21 protein-coding genes and 2 pseudogenes are annotated in these 19,488 nt (G+C 65.1%); 12 read left to right on the top strand and 11 right to left on the bottom strand.

The genetic code is table 11. From position 1 onward, the window contains the following. Positions 1 to 10: 10 nt before the first annotated feature. The gene (locus IPI67_33450) at positions 11 to 1,879 is read right to left on the bottom strand and encodes a hypothetical protein (GenBank protein MBK7585082.1); all 1,869 of its coding nucleotides are present in this window, start codon (positions 1,877 to 1,879) and stop codon (positions 11 to 13) included. Positions 1,880 to 1,973: 94 nt separating this feature from the next. On the opposite strand from IPI67_33450, the gene IPI67_33445 reads away from it, so the two are divergent. Both IPI67_33445 and IPI67_33440 read left to right on the top strand, forming a co-directional pair. Next, positions 1,974 to 2,423 (top strand): hypothetical protein, encoded by a 450-nt coding sequence (locus IPI67_33445; GenBank protein MBK7585081.1) that lies wholly within the window; start codon positions 1,974 to 1,976, stop codon positions 2,421 to 2,423. A gap of 18 nt (positions 2,424 to 2,441) precedes the next feature. Then, complete coding sequence (locus tag IPI67_33440) at positions 2,442 to 3,032, top strand: YdeI/OmpD-associated family protein (protein ID MBK7585080.1); 591 nt, start codon at positions 2,442 to 2,444, stop codon at positions 3,030 to 3,032. 1,167 nt (positions 3,033 to 4,199) lie between these two features. Here the strand turns inward: IPI67_33440 and IPI67_33435 are convergent. After that, complete coding sequence (locus tag IPI67_33435; protein ID MBK7585079.1) at positions 4,200 to 4,559, bottom strand: hypothetical protein; 360 nt, start codon at positions 4,557 to 4,559, stop codon at positions 4,200 to 4,202. A gap of 514 nt (positions 4,560 to 5,073) precedes the next feature. On the opposite strand from IPI67_33435, the gene IPI67_33430 reads away from it, so the two are divergent. Both IPI67_33430 and IPI67_33425 read left to right on the top strand, forming a co-directional pair. Next, on the top strand, positions 5,074 to 5,364 hold the full coding sequence (locus tag IPI67_33430; GenBank protein MBK7585078.1) for a hypothetical protein: 291 nt from the start codon (positions 5,074 to 5,076) through the stop codon (positions 5,362 to 5,364). Beyond that, complete coding sequence (locus IPI67_33425) at positions 5,361 to 5,984, top strand: nucleotidyl transferase AbiEii/AbiGii toxin family protein (GenBank protein ID MBK7585077.1); 624 nt, start codon at positions 5,361 to 5,363, stop codon at positions 5,982 to 5,984. Before IPI67_33430 ends, IPI67_33425 begins: the two co-directional genes overlap by 4 nt. Before the next feature lie 250 nt (positions 5,985 to 6,234). On the opposite strand, the gene IPI67_33420 is transcribed toward IPI67_33425, so the two are convergent. Both IPI67_33420 and IPI67_33415 read right to left on the bottom strand, forming a co-directional pair. After that, positions 6,235 to 6,621 (bottom strand): transposase, encoded by a 387-nt coding sequence (locus IPI67_33420; protein ID MBK7585076.1) that lies wholly within the window; start codon positions 6,619 to 6,621, stop codon positions 6,235 to 6,237. An 11-nt stretch (positions 6,622 to 6,632) separates the two neighbouring features. Next, complete coding sequence (locus IPI67_33415) at positions 6,633 to 6,977, bottom strand: protein kinase family protein (protein MBK7585075.1); 345 nt, start codon at positions 6,975 to 6,977, stop codon at positions 6,633 to 6,635. 34 nt (positions 6,978 to 7,011) lie between these two features. Here IPI67_33415 and IPI67_33410 point away from each other — a divergent pair, with 34 nt between their 5' ends. Further along, on the top strand, positions 7,012 to 7,155 hold the full coding sequence (locus IPI67_33410; protein ID MBK7585074.1) for a hypothetical protein: 144 nt from the start codon (positions 7,012 to 7,014) through the stop codon (positions 7,153 to 7,155). 53 nt (positions 7,156 to 7,208) lie between these two features. Here the strand turns inward: IPI67_33410 and IPI67_33405 are convergent, their stop codons facing one another. The 6 genes and pseudogenes from IPI67_33405 to IPI67_33380 form a co-directional block, all read right to left on the bottom strand. Further along, positions 7,209 to 7,559, bottom strand: coding sequence for a CPBP family intramembrane metalloprotease (locus IPI67_33405; GenBank protein MBK7585073.1), 351 nt, complete (start codon positions 7,557 to 7,559; stop codon positions 7,209 to 7,211). A 192-nt stretch (positions 7,560 to 7,751) separates the two neighbouring features. After that, complete coding sequence (locus IPI67_33400) at positions 7,752 to 8,414, bottom strand: nucleotidyl transferase AbiEii/AbiGii toxin family protein (GenBank protein ID MBK7585072.1); 663 nt, start codon at positions 8,412 to 8,414, stop codon at positions 7,752 to 7,754. Next, the gene (locus IPI67_33395; protein MBK7585071.1) at positions 8,407 to 8,730 is read right to left on the bottom strand and encodes a hypothetical protein; all 324 of its coding nucleotides are present in this window, start codon (positions 8,728 to 8,730) and stop codon (positions 8,407 to 8,409) included. The genes IPI67_33400 and IPI67_33395 overlap by 8 nt, the downstream gene beginning before the upstream one ends. Positions 8,731 to 8,752: 22 nt before the next feature. Beyond that, entirely contained in the window at positions 8,753 to 8,923 is a 171-nt protein-coding gene (locus IPI67_33390; GenBank protein ID MBK7585070.1) for a hypothetical protein, read from the bottom strand. After that, positions 8,923 to 9,192 carry a hypothetical protein gene (locus IPI67_33385; GenBank protein MBK7585069.1) on the bottom strand — a complete coding sequence of 90 codons (270 nt, stop codon included), beginning with the start codon at positions 9,190 to 9,192 and terminating at the stop codon, positions 8,923 to 8,925. Before IPI67_33385 ends, IPI67_33390 begins: the two co-directional genes overlap by 1 nt. Before the next feature lie 40 nt (positions 9,193 to 9,232). Further along, positions 9,233 to 10,293 (bottom strand): annotated as a pseudogene (locus IPI67_33380) (DDE-type integrase/transposase/recombinase). Between the two features lie 682 nt (positions 10,294 to 10,975). Here IPI67_33380 and IPI67_33375 point away from each other — a divergent pair. The 4 genes from IPI67_33375 (at position 10,976) to IPI67_33360 (ending at position 13,556) form a co-directional block, all read left to right on the top strand. Further along, entirely contained in the window at positions 10,976 to 11,815 is an 840-nt protein-coding gene (locus IPI67_33375) for a tail fiber domain-containing protein (GenBank protein ID MBK7585068.1), read from the top strand. Next, positions 11,812 to 12,348: a hypothetical protein gene (locus IPI67_33370; GenBank protein MBK7585067.1), complete on the top strand. Its 537-nt coding sequence runs from the start codon at positions 11,812 to 11,814 to the stop codon at positions 12,346 to 12,348. Before IPI67_33375 ends, IPI67_33370 begins: the two co-directional genes overlap by 4 nt. A gap of 162 nt (positions 12,349 to 12,510) precedes the next feature. Further along, complete coding sequence (locus IPI67_33365) at positions 12,511 to 13,032, top strand: hypothetical protein (GenBank protein MBK7585066.1); 522 nt, start codon at positions 12,511 to 12,513, stop codon at positions 13,030 to 13,032. Then, a complete protein-coding gene (locus tag IPI67_33360) occupies positions 13,029 to 13,556 on the top strand; it encodes a hypothetical protein (protein MBK7585065.1) in 528 nt (175 codons plus the stop codon). Before IPI67_33365 ends, IPI67_33360 begins: the two co-directional genes overlap by 4 nt. Before the next feature lie 61 nt (positions 13,557 to 13,617). Here the strand turns inward: IPI67_33360 and IPI67_33355 are convergent. Further along, positions 13,618 to 14,675 (bottom strand): annotated as a pseudogene (locus IPI67_33355) (transposase). Between the two features lie 230 nt (positions 14,676 to 14,905). Here IPI67_33355 and IPI67_33350 point away from each other — a divergent pair. From IPI67_33350 to IPI67_33340, 3 genes are all read left to right on the top strand, one after another. Then, the gene (locus IPI67_33350; GenBank protein ID MBK7585064.1) at positions 14,906 to 17,158 is read left to right on the top strand and encodes a hypothetical protein; all 2,253 of its coding nucleotides are present in this window, start codon (positions 14,906 to 14,908) and stop codon (positions 17,156 to 17,158) included. 26 nt (positions 17,159 to 17,184) lie between these two features. Continuing rightward, positions 17,185 to 18,057 (top strand): putative metal-binding motif-containing protein, encoded by an 873-nt coding sequence (locus tag IPI67_33345; GenBank protein ID MBK7585063.1) that lies wholly within the window; start codon positions 17,185 to 17,187, stop codon positions 18,055 to 18,057. Between the two features lie 982 nt (positions 18,058 to 19,039). Beyond that, positions 19,040 to 19,231, top strand: a complete 192-nt coding sequence (locus IPI67_33340) for a hypothetical protein (protein MBK7585062.1) — start codon at positions 19,040 to 19,042, stop codon at positions 19,229 to 19,231. The last annotated feature ends 257 nt before the right edge of the window (positions 19,232 to 19,488 follow it).

The following is a 19,488-nucleotide window of genomic DNA, read 5'->3' as shown; positions in this document are numbered from 1 at the left end:
GTTCCGATCGTCACTTCGCCGGGCACATGCAGTACGGATCCTTCTCGGCTTCGGCCGAGCAGATCCAGTCCCACTTGCCAGTGGTCGAGCAGCAGTAGGGGTCGCGCTCACAGACGGCCTTGGCGCAAGTGCTGCAGCTCGCGGTCAGAGCCGCCCCGTCCGCACATTCGTCGTGGGCGCACTGTCCCTTGCCATCCGCGCATACCCCGCGGCAGATGCCGACCGTCTTCTGGGCTTCGGCCACACACCCTGCCGTCCAGCCCGTGGCCGGGTCACAACAGTCCGGACGTAGTGAGCAGATGGCCGACGAACACGTGCTGCACTCCTGGGTCAGCGCGCCGCCCAGCGCACACTCACTGTGGTTGCAGCTGCCCTTGGGCTGACACGCGGCGGTGCGCTCCTTGAATTGCTTGTTCACGTGAGCGAGGCAGACCTTGCAGAAGTCGACTGACGCTTCCTTCATGAAACAGGTGAACTGAGGCCGGTAGACGTTCTCGGGGCAGTACATCGCCCCCTTGTAGGCACCCACTGTGCTGGGATCTTCGCCCGTCGTCGGCAGCTGGACCCCCTTGGTCATCAGGGCCTCCCAGGGATACGGGCTGCCGAGCGCCACGTTGGGTCCAATGGGCTCGTAGGCGTCCGGGTTGCAAGTGCCGTAGTCGTATTCGTCTTCGAGATCCCAGAGTGCGTGTCCGATCTCGTGCCCGGCAATGCGGCCCACCGACTCGTTCGCCGCGAAGATCCCGAGTCGCATTTGCGCCATCGCAGTTCCGGCCCACTCACTCGTGTTGGCGATCATCAACACCACGTCGGCCTTGGTCTCGGTCCGCGCCGCCTCGAGCTTCGCCATCGTCTCTGGAGGCACGTCCTGCCGCATCCAGATCGATCGGTGCATGTCCGGATCATTCGGGTCGTAGGCGTGTTCGACGCGGAAGGCCGTGTCCTTCACCGTCTGCGTCGCCGCATCCGAGAGCCCCGACTCGTTGGAGGTGAAGAACTTGCGGTAGACCGAGATGAACTTCCAGTTCTCTTTGAAACCGGGGAGGTTCTCGAGCACGCCGAGCATCGATTTGGCGTCGCCTTCGAACTTGGTCTCCTCGGTCTTGGTGTAGGCCTCGGCCACGACCAGGAACGTGTACGCGGTGCACGCCTCGCCCGGCACGACCACCTGGACGTTCGGACCGGCGTCGGCGCCACCGCTTCCCCCGACAGGCGCGCCGCCGGCGCCTCGTTGCGCCGCACCGCCGGCTGAGGTGCCGCCTGTCCCAACCCCGGCTGCACCCGCAGTGGCGCCGACCCCTGCGTCGTCGCCGGCGCTGCCGCCGCCACCGTTCTGGGCGGGGTTGAAGAACTGTTGAATGAAGATGCTGAAGGGGTTCGTCGGTGGTGGCCCCGGCGGCGGGTTCCCGGGGCCGATCGGCACGATCAACGTGAACCAGCCGCCGGTGTTGGGCAGCTCGACGTCGAACAGACCGGCGCCGTCGAGGAACGACTTGGGCTTCGCCTGGTTGTCCGGGCCGAACTCACTCTTCACGAGCGAGGGGTGGGTGAGCTTGCCGGACGCGAGCACTTCGCCCTTCTCGCCCTCGAGCTGCCAATCGAGCTGGGGTGGCAGGGCCTGCTTGACCGGCAGCGTGGTCGGTGAGACTTCGCGCAAGCCGATCAGCGTGAGCTTGCCTTGGGCGAGCATCAGGCTGGCCACGACGCGCGCCGGCGCCTGCGGCAAGGAGGTTGAACCCCCGCTGCCGCCCGCCCCCGCGCCACCGGCCCCACCGGTATTCTCGTGCGCAGACGAGCCGTCGTTGCCGCAGGCCAGTGGGAATGTCGCGGTGAGCGCGAGCAGGGTAACGAACGACGCGAGGCGAGGCGTGAACAGCATGGCGTGGGAAATTCCGCTTGCAAGCGTACCATGGGGGCGAGTGGCTGGGTCGTCGCGGGGGGCAATTGCGGCTGCCCGTGCGTACGAAGGCTCGATGCGAATCCATCTTGGCCTTTTGGTCGGTGCGCTGGCCCTGGCCTGCGGCAGCAGCGACGACGGTAACTCTGGAACCGGTGGCGCGGCGGGGACCGGCGGCGCGAGCTCGGGTGGCGCGAGCTCGGGCGGCGCGAGCTCGGGCGGCGCGAGCTCCGGCGGCGGGTCGGTGGCGGTTGCCGGCAGCGGCGGCTCCGCGGGCGCTGCGTTCGTGTGTTTGGCGAAGACGGATCCGTTCCCGACCGTCGACTGCGCGAAGACGTGTCAACACTTCACGGACTGGGGCGCAGGGGGAGCCTGTGCAACCCCGTACGCGGGCGATCCGCAGTGCCCGCTCGCCTGCGACACGATCATCCACTCGAACCCCTACGTGAACGCACTCTTCGGCTGCGCTGCGCAAGAAGCGGAGTGCAGCGCATACTTGAAGTGTTTCCACGGCTACTGCGGGTAGGCTGCTCGGGCGAGTCCCATGAAGAACCGGAATCCGAAAGTCGATGCGTTCGTCCAGCGTGCCAAGAAGTGGTCGAGCGAAACCCAGAAGCTTCGCTCGATCCTGCTCGACTGCGGGTTGGGCGAGGAGCTGAAGTGGGGCAAACCTTGTTACACGTTCGAAGAGAGCAATCTGGCCATCATCCAGGGGTTCAAGGACCACTGCTCGCTCATGTTCTTCAAGGGCTCCCTGCTCGAAGACAAACACGGCGTGCTCGTCCCGCCCGGGCCGAATTCACAAGCCGCGATGCGCATCGACTTCACCGGCGTGGAGCAGATCCAGAAGAGCAAGAAGATCATCGAGGCCTACGTCAAACAGGCGATCGCGATCGAGAAGGCGGGGCTCCAGGTCGATTTCAAGCAGAAGCGCGCGCTGGAGCTCCCCGAGGAGCTCGCGGCGCTGCTGAAGCAGAACCGCCCGCTGGCCACGGCGTTCCGCGCTCTGACGCCGGGGCGGCAGCGGGCATACGTCCTGTATTTCTCGGGGGCGAAACAAGCGAAGACGCGCACGGCGCGGATCGAAAAGCATGTGAAGAGGATCCTCGCGGGCAAGGGAATGGATGATCGGTGAGTGAGCACCTGAGCGCGGCCTCAAGCTCCGATCAGAACGTCGTTTTCGTGACATCCAAGCGGCTAATGCTCCAGATCCGGCCCGCGCGCAGGGCAAGGTGAGCGCGAACTTGCTCAGCGCCGCCGCAAGTTCGCGCTCGCTGAGGTCGGGGGCGCTGCGGCCGCGTCACGTCAGCAGTCGTGCGACTCCTCTACGGAGAGCGGCACCCCCAGCCGCTCGGCGAGCTTCGCGGCGAGAATACGAGAGCCCCGCACTCCAACCGGAAGTGCCGCTGCCCGAAGCGCGCGACCAACTCGTGGCGCGCGCTCCGAAACGGGAAGTGCGCCTCGTCCAGGACGCCCCACAGCGGCTGTTCTGCCCGCGTCATCGTGGCCCAGGCTAGCGCGCCTGCCCACCGAGCGCGGACCAGTTTTCGTACACTACGGCCGGGGGCTACTCGACCGGCGAGAACACTGGAGCCGTCCGGCGCGGGCCGCGTTGAGGCGGGCTGCCGCGCCCAGACGGGCCGAGCGCCCAGCTCGCTACCAGACCGCCTGCTCGCGCCGGGAAGTACTTGTCATGACAAGGACTCCCCGAGCAAGGGTACCCCACTCCCAGACGTTGACGCGCGACGCGTTCGGATCCCGCCGGACGCGCGGATCGCCTCGGCGAAGCCCTCGAGGGCGCCGTCGGTGTCGAGCCGCTGTAGCCTCGCGAGCGCGAGCGCGAGTCAATTCGTTTCGCGGAGCTCCGGTACGGATTCCGCGTTGGCGTCGTGTTGCAGTACTGAGTGGACGTCCCCGCATCGGGCAGCGGGCTGGCGCCGTCGATGTCGCCGCCCTCCTCGGTCGCCGGGGCCAGAGCGACCCCCTCGCAACGTATGACCGCGCGCGTCGCTTCAGTCGGGCGCTGCGCCGACCGCGATCACGCCGTGCGCCGTGCCGCCGATGGCGATGATGCCCTGCGCCGTTCCGCCGAAAGACAGAAAGGCGAATTCGCCTGAGCCGGAGACCCAACGCACTTCGGCATCGTAGCTTGGTTTACGGAAGGCTCCGCACAGGCTGTCCCCCGTCGCACTTTCGCCGGCGCAAGTGATATCCCACGTGGTGCGTCGTGACGGAAGCGGTTCCGGGCGCCTCCACGGCTGTTGCCCAACCTGGCACCGTCAAAGCGCCCGCGGTCACCGCGTTATTCTAGCCCGCAGTTCGCCTTGTCCGTGGTGCCCGACTCGACGCCCTTCGTCTTGCTGATCTTGAGCTGGTAGCACCCTTTCCCGTCCTTGCTGACGCCGTACCAGATGCTCGTGTCGCCCTCCGTCTTCTGCGGGGCGCCAAGTTTGCCGGTCACGGCCGTCATGCTCTTGTCGAGCTTGTCGGGGTCAGCCAGGTTGGCGGCTTCGTCGATCTGCGCTTGGGTCAGCGACGTCTTCGCGCCCCCGCGGGTGGTCGTCGCTGTTGCGCTGCCCGAAGGAGCCGTTCCCTCGGTGCCCTTGTTGCACGCAACGATACCGACCAAGAGACCGAGACTGAGAATGAGGGTTGTTCGCATACGAGTGATCAGCCTTCCCCACGCGGTCGCATGACCGCGATGAGCACCGCATTCTACAGCTGTGGGGGGAGAAGACCGCACAAAACGCTGGTCACGCTGCGCCAGTGCGACGACGAACCCACGCCCCCGGTTCGCTTGGGCGAAGACCGCATAAAACGGCGGTCGCGCTGCGCCTGCACCCGAGGAACCCGGCGGCTCGGCGGCGAGCCTGCTGTGGGCACCGAGGTGCAGTTGCGCCCTGCGAAACACGTTTGGACGAGGTTGCCCTGCAGCTCTCCAAGCCCGCCACGGGACTTGGCGCGGCGTGAGCGCAGGCGTTCGCGGCGAGCCCCTGCCCATCCGGATTGACGTGCAAGGTCTCGCCGACGGTGGCCGGCCATTCGCCCTGCCAGGCTTGATCGGACCCTGCCGAGCTGCCCACCACGTGTTCCTGGGCGAACTCGACCTCTGCTGGCGCCGCGCGACCGTTCGCGATCGCGCCGCGCGGGCTCGGGGGCTGTGGTATCTTCGCAGGGTGGTAGGGACCGTCCTTCCCGAGCACGTTCGGCACCTTTTCTGGGAGGTGGCGCCCGGTGACGTCGACCTCATCCGACACAGGGATTACGTGCTCGAACGAGTCATGAGCCGCGGCGGCTGGCAAGCGATGCGGTGGCTGCGCTCTACCTACGCTCGCGACGACATCGCTGACTTCCTGCGCAGAAAGGCAGAACACCTGACGGCGCGGGACCGCGCGTATTGGTCGCTCGTGGCGGGCGTCACCCAGGCGCAAGCCCCCGGGGGCGGGCGCCCGACGTGGGCGGGATGAGAGCCTGGGCGACGCCCGAGCAGATCGCGGCCCTCGCAGCGCTCGTCCCGGCCCTTCCCGCCGACACCTATCTGGCCGGAGGCGTCGCCATTGCCGCGACGCTGCACCATCGGATTTCGCGCGATCTCGACTTCTTCGTGCCAGCAGAGTTCGACCCCGAGCAGATGGCCGAGCGGCTGGTCAACCAAGTAGAGGGCCTCACGGTGACGAGCACGGCGCCGGGGACGCTGTACGTGGAAGTCCACGGCGTGCCAGCTAGCGTCATCATGTATCGCTACCCTTTGTTGTCCGCACCAGAGCCGAACACCGAGCTCTCGGTGCGCGTGGCGTCGCTCGAGGACCTGGCATGCATGAAATTGTCGGCCGTTGCCTCACGAGGAATGGCCCGAGACTTCTGGGATCTACACGCGCTGCTGGCGCACGGCGTCGCTGCAGGTTCCCTCGACGGAGCACTGCGGCTCTACCAGCGCAAGTTCACTGCGGATGACATCGGACACGTGGTGCGAAGCCTGGTCTACTTCGGTGACGCGGACATAGCTCCTCTTCCCCTGGGACTTCCGCCTGCCGACTGGCAGCGCATCAAGCGTGATTTCGAACGGTGGGTCAGCAAGCTCGAGTAGCTCGGACGCATTTGGCGATTCGGGCAGCGAACGAGCCGACCACGTAAGCAGTAACCGCTGAACGGCGGCCCGTCACCGCCCGGGTAGCGGCCGAGGGCGAAGAAGGTCTGCACCTCGAGCGCCGAGCTGAAGACCACATCGCCGCTGCGGCGCCGAACATTCTAGAGCCAGCGTGGTGCAGTTGCACACCGCGAAACCATTCGCTTTTCACCTTCTTCCCGCGCGCCCATACTTCCGCGCCCGTACTGTCTCAAGCCGCACTCCGATGGTAGTAGCGGAGCGTTCCGCCGAGCCGCTCCCGACATCGAATCGTTCCCGCGCCGTTCGAGTTTGCGGGCGGCGCTTCGATCAGCGCGTTGCCGAGGCCCTGGTGATTTCTCTCTAGATGGTAGTGCTCTACGTACTCGGAGACGGTCTGTCGCAGGTGTTGCTCGCCAAGCGGGATGACGCGCCGCAGGCACTCGTGCCTGATTGATCGAACGAACCGCTCCGCGTACGCGTTCAAGTTCGGGCTCCTGGCCGGCAGCTTCACGGTCTTCACGCCGGCAGCTGCAAGGATCTCCTCGACCAAGTACTCGATGACCTGTTGCTGGCCGCGCTGGATCCAGCCGGCAACGCTGAGGACCCAAAGATGCATCACGAGAGCTCTCATCCAGCGAATCTAGATGGGCCGAGCGGCTGCTGCAGAGAGAGCCTCATTGCCCCAAAATCGGCGGCGATTTCGTGGGCTGGGTTTTCGAACACTACCACCGCGTGACCCAGGTCACGGAGAAAGATGTTCGCCGGCTTCACATCTCGATGGACGAGGTTCTCCCCGTGGAGAACCCGAAGCCCAGTAGCGACATCCCGTGCGAGCCTGAGCGATCTCAAAGCATCGCCCATCGTCATCACGAGGTGCTGCTGGAGTGACCCGAGTGGCATGAACTCGGTGACGATCCACGGCTCCGGGGCGTCGGCATCGCCGTCAAGCACGCGGACTACAGCGACAGGCAAGCGATGTCAGCTTCAAGGTGACACTCCGGGACTGTTGTCGTTCAAGTCCGTCCACGGTCGTCACGTCTACGGAGGGTGGTTCGACAGCAAGTCCGTCAAGACATGGCTCGTCGACGTCGATCTCGATCACCCGTCCCTGCAGTGGAGCTGCGTCATGACGCCTGGTTGGGGTCAGTGACGGAAAGCGCGCTTTCTCGGGCCGGGTGACTGAGACGCCGGTCGAGTGCCGCATCAATGCCCCAACCCATAACTCCGCGCCAGATACGCCGCGAACAAGTTACACAACGCGTGAAACACAATCCCCGCGCCAACCCCCTTGGTGCGCGCGCGCAACCAACCAAACACCAACGCCGGGAAGAACACCGCCAACCGGTTCGGGTGCACCTCCGTCGCGAAGTGACCCAGCGCGAACAGCGCGCTCGAGACCAAGAGCCCGAGGCCGATGTCCGCACCGAGCACGCGGAAGCGTGGCTTCCAGACGTCGTCGAGGGCCGTCTGCAGTGGTGCTGCCTCCCCTCGTCGCCGCTTCGCGGCGCCGGTCCCCTCCTTACCCGGCGCGCGCGAGCGGTGGCGTCTCGCCAAGACCACTCACGTCCGTTCCGATGCTCGCGCGCGCGCGGGTGGAGGGGACGCGTCGCTCCACGCTGGGTGCGCTCTCGCCATCTGAGCGCACGGCTCGTTCCGGGCTTGTGGGCGTTCGCTTCGATGACGGCGTCGTGAGCTTCCGAGCCGCGGGCAGCGCGGGGGCGAAGCAGAGGGCGGCGGTGTGCTCCCTCAGCCTTCGCTGGGCACGGCCAGCTTGCGCATACGCTCCGCGAGAGCGTCTCGGTAAGCGCGGAGGTCGTCGCTGCTCAGCGGGCTGAGCATGGTAGGAAGCGGGCTCACCGGGAACTGCCTGAGGAGCCAGGCGAGGATGCCAGGGTCGATGCCCGCGTCCTTCTTCAGCGCAAGGTGCAGGTCGTTCTCGGGGGGGAACCCCGCGCGCTCGAGGAAGCATAGGTCGACCAGGTCGCGGGGCTCTGCCCGTGAGAGGATGCATGTGAGCTTCGAGGCACGGAGGTCCGCGAGGGACTCGACGACGATGGACTCGATCGCGGGCGGTGGCGGCTCGAGGTCAGCCTGCGGCTCGTGCACCAAGTCGACCACCAAGACTCGCGTCGCGAGCGTCAGCTCTGCGCGGAGGAACGCGCCTCCGTCGCGCTGCACGCTCAAGCTGGCCCCGCATTGCTCGGCGACCGTGCCGAGCTCACGCGCCAGCTCACGGTGCTCCCGGGCGTCGTGGCAGAAGAGATCGATGTCCCGCGAGACACGGTGGCTCAGGAACGCCCCTGCGAGCGCCGCGCCACCGCCGAGGTGGCACGGCACGCGGCGCTGACAGGCTCGAACGAACTCGAGGCTCGCGTCGTCGAGGACCCTGCGGTCGAACTGCTTATTCACCGCGCGCTCCCGCCGGCGGCCAGCGGGGCTCTTCCAGCCCGAGCAGCCATGCCCACATGGCTCGGCTCCGGCCAAGGTGTCGGACCAGGTGGGGCCAGAGGGCGCGGATCTCGCTCGGTGTGACGAACAGCCAAGCGTCCCGGGTATTGGCTTCGCGCAGGAGCGCGCCCAGCCAATACGCGCGGGTCTCAGGCTCGGGATCCTGCAGGTGGGCACTGAAGGCGGCCACCGAGCACTCCGTCCACCACACGAAGTACGGCTTGGCTCCGGGGTCGAGGAGCGCAGGCGAAGTGGGGGGCAGCCGGGTCGGGTCCACGCGAGACACAGCGTACCCGGTCTCACTCCTCGGTGCGAGAGCCCGCGCTTGACGCGCCTGGTCGTCCCGCGCTCGTGGTCAGCGTGTCCGTGTCGTCCTCGCCGCGCGCGAGGCGCGTGAGCCAGGCGTAGGCGATCATGGCGGCGTTGTCAGTGCAGGCGCGGAACGGCGGCACCACGACGGAACTACACATTACTTCGGTGTTAGCTTCATCACGACGCCTGGGGTGCTGTCCCCGCCCACCCAATAAAGGCTCGTGGCGTCCACGGCGACACCAATGGGAAAATTCTGTCCCGAGGCGAGCGTCACCGGCGTCCCGCCACCCAGGTCGACCTTCATCACGCTCCCGGGCCACGTGTAAGTGGTCCAGTAGACGCTGGTGGCGTCGACGACGATGTACCAAGGAGTGGTCTGGCCGGAGGCGAGCGTCACCGGGGCGCCGCTCCCGAGTGTCGTTTTCATCACGGTGCCCGTACTGTCCGAAAACTCGTCCGCCACAAAATCAAGCCGCACTCCGATGGTAGTAGCGGAGCGTTCCGCCGAGCCGCTCCCGACATCGAATCGTTCCCGCGCCGTTCGAGTTTGCGGGCGGCGCTTCCGGGCAGCGCGTTGCCGAGGCCCTGGTGATTTCTCTCTAGATGGTAGTGCTCTACGTACTCGGAGACGATCTGTCGCAGGTGTTGCTCGCAAAGCGGGATGACGCGCCGCAGGCACTCGTGCCTGATTGATCGAACGAACCGCTCCGCGTACGCTTTCAAGTTCGGGCTCCTGGCCGGCAGCTTCACGGTCTTCACGCCGGCAGCTGCAAGGATCTCGGTGAACTCCTGCGTGAACAGCGGGTCCCGGTCGTGAATGAGGTAGAGCGTATCTCTCAGAAACCCGACGGCAGGGTCGGTCAGGTTCCGCGCCACCTGGGCCATCCAGGCGCCGTACGCCTCGTGAATGATCCCGGCGACGTGGACCCGGCGGGTCTCGAGATCGATGACGAACAGCACGGCGTATCGGACGAGCCCGTGCGTGGTGAGCACCTCGACCGTGAAGAAGTCCGTCGCTGCCAGCGCGCCCCAGTGGGCTTCGAGGAGGGTTTTCCAGGACGTTCGCTTGCCGCGTTCCGGAGCTGGCTCGATGCCATGGTCGGCGAGGATTTGCTTGATGGTGCTTCGCCCGAGCTCGTGTCCCAGGTTTTGCAGCGCTCCCCGAATCCGCGTGTAGCCCCAGGTCGGATTTTTCGTCGGCCATTCGGACGACCAGGCTCGCAAGCGCGGGTCGTTTCATCGGTCGACCCGGGCGACGGCGATGACTCCCGTCGTACTTCCTCGCGATCAGGTTGCGGTACCAGCGAAGAAGCGTGTCCGGGGTGACGATGCAGGCCAGTCCCAGCAGGGCTCTGCGACCCAGAATCCCCGCTCGAGCGGCCAGCCTCCGACGCTGGCCGTCCGTCAGGCGAAGGCGACGTCCTTTCAATTGCTCGCGAAGCACTCGGTTCTCCTCGACCAAGTACTCGATGACCTGTTGCTGGCCGCGCTGGATCCAGCCGGCAACGCTGAGGACCCAAAGATGCATCACGAGAGCTCTCATCCAGCGAATCTAGATGGGCCGAGCGGCTGCTGCAGAGGGAGCCTCATTGCCCCAAAATCGGCGGCGATTTCGTGGGCTGGGTTTTCGAACACTACGAGCTCGCGCTCGCCGCGCGACGACAGGTGTCAGGCAACTGCCGTAGCCTGCCGCCTCACGCGGTCCGGGTTTCCCGAGCGGTAGCGCACCCAAGCGCCGCCGGGTGATCGTCTCCAGTCGGCTCGACCGGACTCTCTGCGAAAGCGCTCCCATGCGACAGACGGCGTCGCTCCCGAGTTGCTCGACCCCGAGTTCGCGGTGATGACCCGAGTTGAACGAGTTCTACCGAGGGCGTACACTCGCTTGACGACCAGCTGGGGAGTTCTGGCAGTGCAGACCGAACTGGCGAGGGAAACCGCATCGAACTGCGTCGCGAGGTCAGCGATCTCGCCGCTCATTTCTTGCGCCAGCTCGCCGACCGTCGCGACGCCGCAAACTGACCATCGCGCCACGCCATCGAGCAGGCACTCACGCAACCAGTCCATCCACAGGTCGGCAACGGGAGGGGGGCTGAGTGACTGCGGGGCTCCATGGCGCTCGTCGAACTTTGGCGCGTCACATTTACAAGACCCTCGTTACCGAACGGAGGCCGGCCGTGCGTAAAGCGCGAGACAGAGCAACTCTGCGTGAAGTGAACGCGAAAGGAAGAAGATATTGGGTCGCGACTAGCGTGCTGGCCGCGATCGCGCTGATCGCCTCTGTCGCATGGGCCACCATCACTCACGCGGACAACGTTGTCATCGACTTGGGCTCTGGGACCGGAAACCTCCGCGTCGGGACCAGCGGAGGTGTCAGCTATGATCATACTACCGACGTCTTCACTGTCGGGCACACGACTGGCGCAAGTATCAACATCGACGATTCGATTACTTTGGACAGCGACGTGTTCATCGACGAGCGACCCACAATACGTAGTCTGTCGTCGTATTCATCGGGCATCTGGTACGCGGACTCGGATGGCACCCAGCGCCAATTCGTTGGCGTCAAGGTTCATAGCGCGTACAAGACACTACAAGAGTGGGGTATGTGGCTCGGGGGCAGCTCAGGGTCGTGGATGTACTACTTCGACGGCGACAATCACGCGTACAAGTATGGATCGTCTTCATGGAACGTCATTTCCGATGTGCGAATGAAGCAGAATGTCACGGACTTCACCGACGGGCTCGCCAAGTTGGAGCAGATACACCCCGTGTGGTTCGAGTACAACGGCGTCGGCGACTCGCCTAAGGACGGGAAGAAGCACGTCGGTTTGATTGCCCAAGAAGTGGAAACAGGGGCTCCGTACATGGTTGGAAAGGCATCCGCCCTCATCGATCCGCAGGACTCGAACTCCAATGTGAAGACCGTGGATACGGCCCCGCTCACATTCATGCTCGTGAACGCGGTGAAGGAGCTCGCTGAGCAGAACCGGCAGCTCAAGAAGGAGCTCGCCGGCATCAAATCAGCTTTGGCCGGAGTGAAGTCCCCATGACTGCGGTATCCCGATTCGCGCTGATTGCCGCGAACTTGCTGCTCGCTTGGGCAACGGGCTGCGGCGGTTCGTCAGTTACTGGCGACCGAACGGGAAATGACAGCGGGGCGAGCTCGGGAGGCTCCGGCGGTAGCACCGTCGCAGGCGGCACGGGAGGCTCCGGCGGTAGCACCGTCGCAGACGGTGGAGGAGGCTTGGACGGAAGCGCCCTGACGGGCGGGGCCGACGGAGGAACGGACGCGGATGGAGGTGGCTGCGAAGTGACCGGCTGTAGCCACGTGCCAGGAAAGCCGTTCTGCGCCGGCGCAGCCGGCTGTGTCGAATGCCTGTCGGGCAACGCGGACACTTGCCCGGCTGATCGGTATTGCCACATCTGGAGCTGCAAGCTCGGGTGTAAGACCTCGTCCGATTGTTTCGTGTCGGGTGGAACCTCCGCGATGACCTGTAACAACCACAAGTGCGTTGGCTGCAAGGACAGTGCGGACTGCAAGCCGGGCTATTATTGCTCGATAGACACGTGCTTTTCGTCGTAGCTCGCGCGACCACGCCACCGGGACGCGCAAGCGCCGACGAGGGCCGACGGGGGGCAGCCCCACCGCCGCGGGGCTTTTCGCGCAGAAACAGGGGCCTCCCGAGATGCGGGTCGAAGAGATTTTCGCGGGCTAGGCGCGCCTGTAAGTACGGGTGTATTGACAGTGTGGCGACTCCGCCGCAAGCTGAAGGCCGTGGAGACCAAGTCTAGCCAGCTCCAGATCCGCGTCTCTTCACGGCAAAAGGCCGCTTTGCGCCAAAAGGCGCGGGCGTGTGGCCTGAGCGTGTCGGAGTGGGTGCTCGCCTTGGCGTTCCCCCCCGAACGGGAAGTCTTCGAACGGCTCATGCGTGGGCTGGCCGCCGGGACGCGGCGCTCGCACGACCTGGCCGCTCTGCACGACTTCCTGGCGAAGCTCGACGCCGACGAGCTGACCCGCGTGCTGGCAGACCCGCCGCGAGTGGGGCTTTCGAACCCCTACGACGCGCTCGTGGCGGCAATGATCGAACACGCCGCGTCGTTGAAACGTGCCCGTGTACCCGAATGGGTGCTTCGAACGCCGCCCGTCTCGACGCCCTGGTTCGCGACGGAGCTCCAGAGTCTGCGCCTTCATCTGCTCGCGAGCTCGCCTCCTGCATTCCGGCGACGCAACCTGTTCGTCGACACCTCCATAGGAGGCCGCCGTTGAGCGATTGCGCGCTATCGGCCGCGCAGATCAAGGCGTTGTTCGTGGCCCTCGACGAGCAGCTCGGGGCACGCGGGGTGCGAGGCGAGATTTACGTGATCGGCGGCGCAGTGATGTGCCTGGTGTTCGGCGCGCGAGAAGCCACACGCGACGTCGACGCGCTCTTTGCTCCCACCCGGGAGGTCCGGGAGGCGGCAGCGCGGGTCGGGCTCGAGCGCGGGTTGCCTGCGGACTGGCTCAACGACGCGGCCAAAGGCTTCCTCAGCTCGAATGCGAGCTTCGCCCCGTTTCTCACGCTGCCGAACCTCAGCGTGTCCACTGCCACACCGGAGTATCTGCTCGCGATGAAGTGCCTGGCCATGCGGCTGGGCGCCGAGTTCCACGACGAGGCCGACATCCGCTACTTGCTCCGGTACTTGAATGTCGAGACCCACGCCGCCGCGGTGGCGATCCTCGAGAGCTTCTACCCCCTCGCGCAGTTCCCGCAGAAGACGCTCTACGCGCTCGAAGAATTGCTCGAGAGGTGAGGCGGGCGGACGGCGGGGTTCGCTTGACCCTGTACTGTCCGAAAACTCGTCCGCCACAAAATCAAGCCGCACTCCGATGGTAGTAGCGGAGCGTTCCGCCGAGCCGCTCCCGACATCGAATCGTTCCCGCGCCGTTCGAGTTTGCGGGCGGCGCTTCGATCAGCGCGTTGCCGAGGCCCTGGTGATTTCTCTCTAGATGGTAGTGCTCTACGTACTCGGAGACGATCTGTCGCAGGTGTTGCTCGCCAAGCGGGATGACGCGCCGCAGGCACTCGTGCCTGATTGATCGAACGAACCGCTCCGCGTACGCGTTCAAGTTCGGGCTCCTGGCCGGCAGCTTCACGGTCTTCACGCCGGCAGCTGCAAGGATCTCGGTGAACTCCTGCGTGAACAGCGGGTCCCGGTCGTGAATGAGGTAGAGCGTATCTCTCAGAAACCCGACGGCAGGGTCGGTCAGGTTCCGCGCCACCTGGGCCATCCAGGCGCCGTACGCCTCGTGAATGATCCCGGCGACGTGGACCCGGCGGGTCTCGAGATCGATGACGAACAGCACGGCGTATCGGACGAGCCCGTGCGTGGTGAGCACCTCGACCGTGAAGAAGTCCGTCGCTGCCAGCGCGCCCCAGTGGGCTTCGAGGAGGGTTTTCCAGGACGTTCGCTTGCCGCGCTCCGGAGCTGGCTCGATGCCATGGTCGGCGAGGATTTGCTTGATGGTGCTTCGCCCGAGCTCGTGTCCCAGGTTTTGCAGCGCTCCCCGAATCCGCGTGTAGCCCCAGGTCGGATTTTCGTTGGCCATTCGGACGACCAGGCTCGCAAGCGCGGGTCGTTTCATCGGTCGACCCGGGCGACGGCGATGACTCCCGTCGTACTTCCTCGCGATCAGGTTGCGGTACCAGCGAAGAAGCGTGTCCGGGGTGACGATGCAGGCCAGTCCCAGCAGGGCTCTGCGACCCAGAATCCCGCTCGAGCGGCCAGCCTCCGACGCTGGCCGTCCGTCAGGCGAAGGCGACGTCCTTTCAATTGCTCGCGAAGCACTCGGTTCTCCTCGACCAAGTACTCGATGACCTGTTGCTGGCCGCGCTGGATCCAGCCGGCAACGCTGAGGACCCAAAGATGCATCACGAGAGCTCTCATCCAGCGAATCTAGATGGGCCGAGCGGCTGCTGCAGAGGGAGCCTCATTGCCCCAAAATCGGCGGCGATTTCGTGGGCTGGGTTTTCGAACACTACGCGGTTGGGTGATGTAGCCGGAGGTGGCCGATTGTGTGGCTCAGCACGGTCCGACGTAACCTGCCGGTGTCGATCGTGTCGTGGGCTGTGCGATACTCGCGCTGCTGGGAGGGTCACGAAATGCTCTCGTCGCTGGGGCCTCGCGTTTGGTTGGTGCTGGTTGCGATCACCTGGAGTCCGGCGGCATGGGCCACCTTCGGTCAGCCCTGCTCTGAAGGCGTGGCAAAGCATCCGATCTCTGGGGACGGCTGCTGCGAAATGTTGATCTTGCCGTGCAGCGCGAGGCCGGGAAACCCAGACGCATGCTGCGAGCAGGGCTACATCACCACGAACCTAGAGAACAACTGCCCCGGTCACGACTGCTCCGACTTCTTCGGCTTTGGGCCGTTCGACACGTGCGTGCCTCTGATCAGCGGGAGCGAACCAGAAGAGGCCAACGGCGTCGATGACAACTGCGACGGACTGGGCGTCGGAGATGAGTTCTGCAACGGGATCGATGATGACGGCGATGGCCTCGTCGATGAAGACCTCGGGTCATGCGTCCAACGATTCCTGTTCGTCCCGTATTGCTGGCAAGGCACCGACCCAGCGGCGCTGAACGCCGCGACGACTCGCTGGTTGGACTTCTTCGAACAGAAGAGCCTGATCACCGGGTGTGGGCGCGAGATCACTCGCGGCAGGAAGTTCTGGGCGGACAACGCGCCACTCCCCCTGATCGGCTGCCCAACCGCCACGACGTTGGACGATCTGGTGCAGGCAACCCGCGACGCTGGAGTTGACCTCCGCAACTACGATGTCGTCAATTTTGTCACGAATACACCACCACCCGACGGTTGCATTGCGGGGTTGACGTCCGGTGATGGGTTGGTGAGTCTGACGTCGGGCGGAACCGCTCCCGGCTATCCCGGTGAGTACGTCGTCTTCAGTCACGAGTTCGGTCACATTATCGGTCTGGGCGAGGAATACGAGTCGCAGGCGGGGACTCCGAATCCGGTCACGACTCAGTTGGGTTGTGATCCGGCAACCTGCTGCGTCTATCCGCATGCCTGCACTTGGCTAGACGGGCATCGCTGCCTGGGGAACCAGTCAAGCAACGCCTCGGGCTGGTCGTGGAAGTTGAACGCCGAGAACCAAGCGGTTCTCGCGAACCCACAGGGACAGCCAAGCGGTCTCGACGGCCCGTATCCAGGTTTCTTCGGCGATGGGAGCCGTTGCATCATGTCGAACGCCAGCGCTCCCGGCTGGGATCTTGCGAAAGACCCTCAGACCGGAGAAGGGAGCCACCGGGCCTGGTGCGCCCTCTGCCTCAGGAACTACACGCTGCAAGGCCCGAAGTGCGTGGACGTCTTCCAGGGTGCTAAACGCCGACTTGAGGCCAATGGTCACGTCGATGGCTCGGGCAAGGTCGCCTTGTCCTACTTCGATGTCGCCGATGGACGGATCGGGGCGGGCGAGCCATCGCAGGGCGGGGCAACAACAGTTGAGGTGCGTGACGCAGTTGGAACTCTGATTGCCACGTTTGCGCCCAAACATGCTCACGCTGAGCCTGTCGAGATCCCGCCGTCACTCGGCATTCCCTTCTGGCTTCGGGTGCCTGTCGATGCGGCCACAACCGCCCCGGTGAGATTCACGTCCTTTGTAGGTGGTGTTCAGGTCTCGCAGGTGACCGGCGGCGGTCAGCCGGCTGTACCCCAGGCCGCAAGCGTCGTAGCAGAATGCTCGTCACCACAAGGAGCTGTGGTCACGCTCGACGGCTCTGCTTCCTACGATCCGGATGGCGACACCTTGTACTTCCGATGGGAGTCCGCTGACGTAGTGCTGAGCGGGGCGGATACCGCGAATGCATCGGGGATCTTTCCGATTGGCCAACACACAGTCTTTCTCACGGTCGTCGATGGAACGAACTCAGGGGCAACAATCCCCGTGTCCGTGCTCGTGCAGGATACGACTGGTCCCAGCATCGCAGACATCACGCTCAGCCCCCAATGCCTCTGGCCCCCAAACCACAAGTACGTCCCGTTCAGGCTCGGAAGCAATGTATCGGTTGTTCTCGTAGATACCTGCGACCCCACACCCAGCGTCGTCGTGGCGTCTGTGCAAAGCAGTGAGACTTCGGGCAGCACCGGCGGCGGCGCAACGAACGCGGACTACACGTTCGGGCCGGATGCCTTCTGCCTCAGGGCCGAGCGAGCCGGGCAAGGGGCTCGCAACTACACCGTTGAGTTCGAGGCAACCGATGCAACAGGAAACAAGACATCGGCCAGCGTCACCGCTGTCGTTCCAGCATCACTGACCGGAACGGGCTGCTCGGCGCTGTCGGCAACCACCTTCGTGTCGGACGACGACCCCGCATGCAATCTGCCAAACCCATAGCATCGCGTGCCCGTCGCCAACTGCGCATGGGTGCGGGCCTGGGAGTCGCCACCGCGACGTTGTGGGCCGCTCATGCCTGCAAGTCTGAGGAGCCGAAGAGCGACCCGAACGGCCTTGGTGATGCCTCGGCAATAGAGGTTGATGCTCCAGCTTGCAAGCCGGCCCAGTTGTACGCCGATGACGACCACGATGGAGTCGGGACGGGAGCTGCCATTGAGGTCCAGGTATGCGTCGATGGGGGACCGCCGGGTTTCGCCAGCATCAACGGGGACTGCGACGACAGCGATCCCCAGGCGTTTCAATTGGGCTACCCGGATGAGGACCAGGATGGCTACGGCTCGGCCAAGGGTATGGTTTGTGTCGGGAAATCCCTTCCGGTGAAGTTCGTGACGTTCCCCGGCGACTGTGATGATGCCGACCCGGTCGTGTTTCCTGGAGCGCCGGAGCAGTGGTTCGACACCCTCGATTCAGACTGCGATGGGAAGGACGACCCTGAGGACTGCACGCAGCAACCCGAACCGTGCGGCTGCAAGGAAGCGCTCGGTGCGCCTCCAAGCATCGCCGTAGACCCAAGTTGCCAAGGGAAGTCGGATCTCTTCATCGCCAAGACCATTCGTTGCCAACGCTGCGGCGTCCCTGAGCTGATCTACGTCGTCATCGGCAATCGCGGTACCGAGAGCAGTCCCGTGGGTGCAACAGTTGCCCTGTCCGTCGGGGGAACTAAGATGATCCCGGTGGCCATCAATCCGCCACTGCCCTCCGGTGGTGCGTCGCTCCCTTTGATGCTGGAGTCGAAAGCCGGCAAGGCTTTGATCGTCATCGACGTACCGGTTGCGATGGACTGCGAGCCGTCCAACAACTCGGAGAACCTGACCGTCGCGAAGGTGGACTGCCGATAACCTGTCCGCTTGAAACCCGGCGGTTCATAATCCTTCAATGCCCCCCCAGCGTGACGAACAGCACGGCGTTAGCCGTTTAGCACCTCACCCCTAATTGCCCCCCGCCCCCCCCGCCCCCCCGGGGGCTCGGGGGTTTTCCCGGGGCCCCCCCGCCCCGCCCCCGGCGCGCCCCCGTGCCTGGTCGGCGGTTTTGTGTTTCGCTCTGTCCCTTTGTCCCCAGCCCCGGGTCGGATTTTCGTTGGCCATTCGGACGACCAGGCTCGCAAGCGCGGGTCGTTTCATCGGTCGATCCGGGCGACGGCGATGACTCCCGTCGTACTTCCTCGCGATCAGGTTGCGGTACCAGCGAAGAAGCGTGTCCGGGGTGACGATGCAGGCCAGTCCCAGCAGGGCTCTGCGACCCAGAATCCCTGCTCGAGCGGCCAGCCTCCGACGCTGGCCGTCCGTCAGGCGAAGGCGACGTCCTTTCAATTGCTCGCGAAGCACTCGGTTCTCCTCGACCAAGTACTCGATGACCTGTTGCTGGCCGCGCTGGATCCAGCCGGCAACGCTGAGGACCCAAAGATGCATCACGAGAGCTCTCATCCAGCGAATCTAGATGGGCCGAGCGGCTGCTGCAGAGGGAGCCTCATTGCCCCAAAATCGGCGGCGATTTCGTGGGCTGGGTTTTCGAACACTACGGGGACGGCACCGTCGCCATCGATCTCGATCCACTGTCGCTGCTGTGTCGCCTGGCCGCAGCGGTGCCGCCGCCGAAGTTCCACACTTGCGGTACGCGGGGGTTCTTGCGGCTGCTCACAAGTTGCGGCCGCTCGTCGTTCCGCCCGCGCCCGACGACGACGCCACGGCGGGCGCGCACGCCCATGACAAGCCGCAGCCGAAGCGTCCGGCCACGCATCGCTCTCGCTATTGGCCGTGGGCTCGGCTCCTGAGGAGGACGTTCCAGATCGATGTCGAAGAATGCTCCAGGTGCGGCGCGCCCATGAAGCTCCGCGCGCTCGTCATCTCGGCGGTCGGCATCGAGCGGATCTTGCGGCACATCGGCGAGCCCACTGAGCCGCCGCCGTTGTCGCCGGCCAGAGGGCCTCCGTTCTTCAAGAGCCGAGTGCTCCGTCGCGGGCCCGGTGAGCTTCGGGGCGCGGTGCGCGGACAAGTGGAGATGTTCGACACGTAGACGGCGAGGTGGGCGAGGTGCCCCGCGGCGCGAACGTGTGTCTGCTACCCTGCGTGGCAGGGTCCAATGGCCACTCTGCCCACCCCACCGCTCGACTCACGGCGCGCTCCGCTTCTCGCAAGCCCCAACTCCGGCGCAAGACGACCGCCACGGACCCGCGCCGGGGCGCTCGAATCCTGCAGAAGGCATCGCCGACCCCAATTGTTCGAGCTACGCGCTCAGCTTGAGCTGCGGGTTGACCGCGAATTGCGAGGCAG

It is taken from the genome of Myxococcales bacterium, assembly GCA_016706225.1.
Classification (GTDB): Bacteria; Myxococcota_A; Polyangia; order Polyangiales; family Polyangiaceae; genus JADJKB01.
This window is presented reverse-complemented; position numbering and strand designations above follow the sequence as displayed.

Coding starts and splice junctions, on each gene's coding strand:
- IPI67_33450 (MBK7585082.1), bottom strand. CDS start 1,879: ATGCTGTTCACGCCTCGCCTCGCGTCGTTCGTTACCCTGCTCGCGCTC.
- IPI67_33445 (MBK7585081.1), top strand. CDS start 1,974: ATGCGAATCCATCTTGGCCTTTTGGTCGGTGCGCTGGCCCTGGCCTGC.
- IPI67_33440 (MBK7585080.1), top strand. CDS start 2,442: ATGAAGAACCGGAATCCGAAAGTCGATGCGTTCGTCCAGCGTGCCAAG.
- IPI67_33435 (MBK7585079.1), bottom strand. CDS start 4,559: ATGCGAACAACCCTCATTCTCAGTCTCGGTCTCTTGGTCGGTATCGTT.
- IPI67_33425 (MBK7585077.1), top strand. CDS start 5,361: ATGAGAGCCTGGGCGACGCCCGAGCAGATCGCGGCCCTCGCAGCGCTC.
- IPI67_33420 (MBK7585076.1), bottom strand. CDS start 6,621: ATGCATCTTTGGGTCCTCAGCGTTGCCGGCTGGATCCAGCGCGGCCAG.
- IPI67_33390 (MBK7585070.1), bottom strand. CDS start 8,923: ATGTGTAGTTCCGTCGTGGTGCCGCCGTTCCGCGCCTGCACTGACAAC.
- IPI67_33385 (MBK7585069.1), bottom strand. CDS start 9,192: ATGAAAACGACACTCGGGAGCGGCGCCCCGGTGACGCTCGCCTCCGGC.
- IPI67_33370 (MBK7585067.1), top strand. CDS start 11,812: ATGACTGCGGTATCCCGATTCGCGCTGATTGCCGCGAACTTGCTGCTC.
- IPI67_33350 (MBK7585064.1), top strand. CDS start 14,906: ATGCTCTCGTCGCTGGGGCCTCGCGTTTGGTTGGTGCTGGTTGCGATC.
- IPI67_33345 (MBK7585063.1), top strand. CDS start 17,185: ATGGGTGCGGGCCTGGGAGTCGCCACCGCGACGTTGTGGGCCGCTCAT.
- IPI67_33340 (MBK7585062.1), top strand. CDS start 19,040: ATGAAGCTCCGCGCGCTCGTCATCTCGGCGGTCGGCATCGAGCGGATC.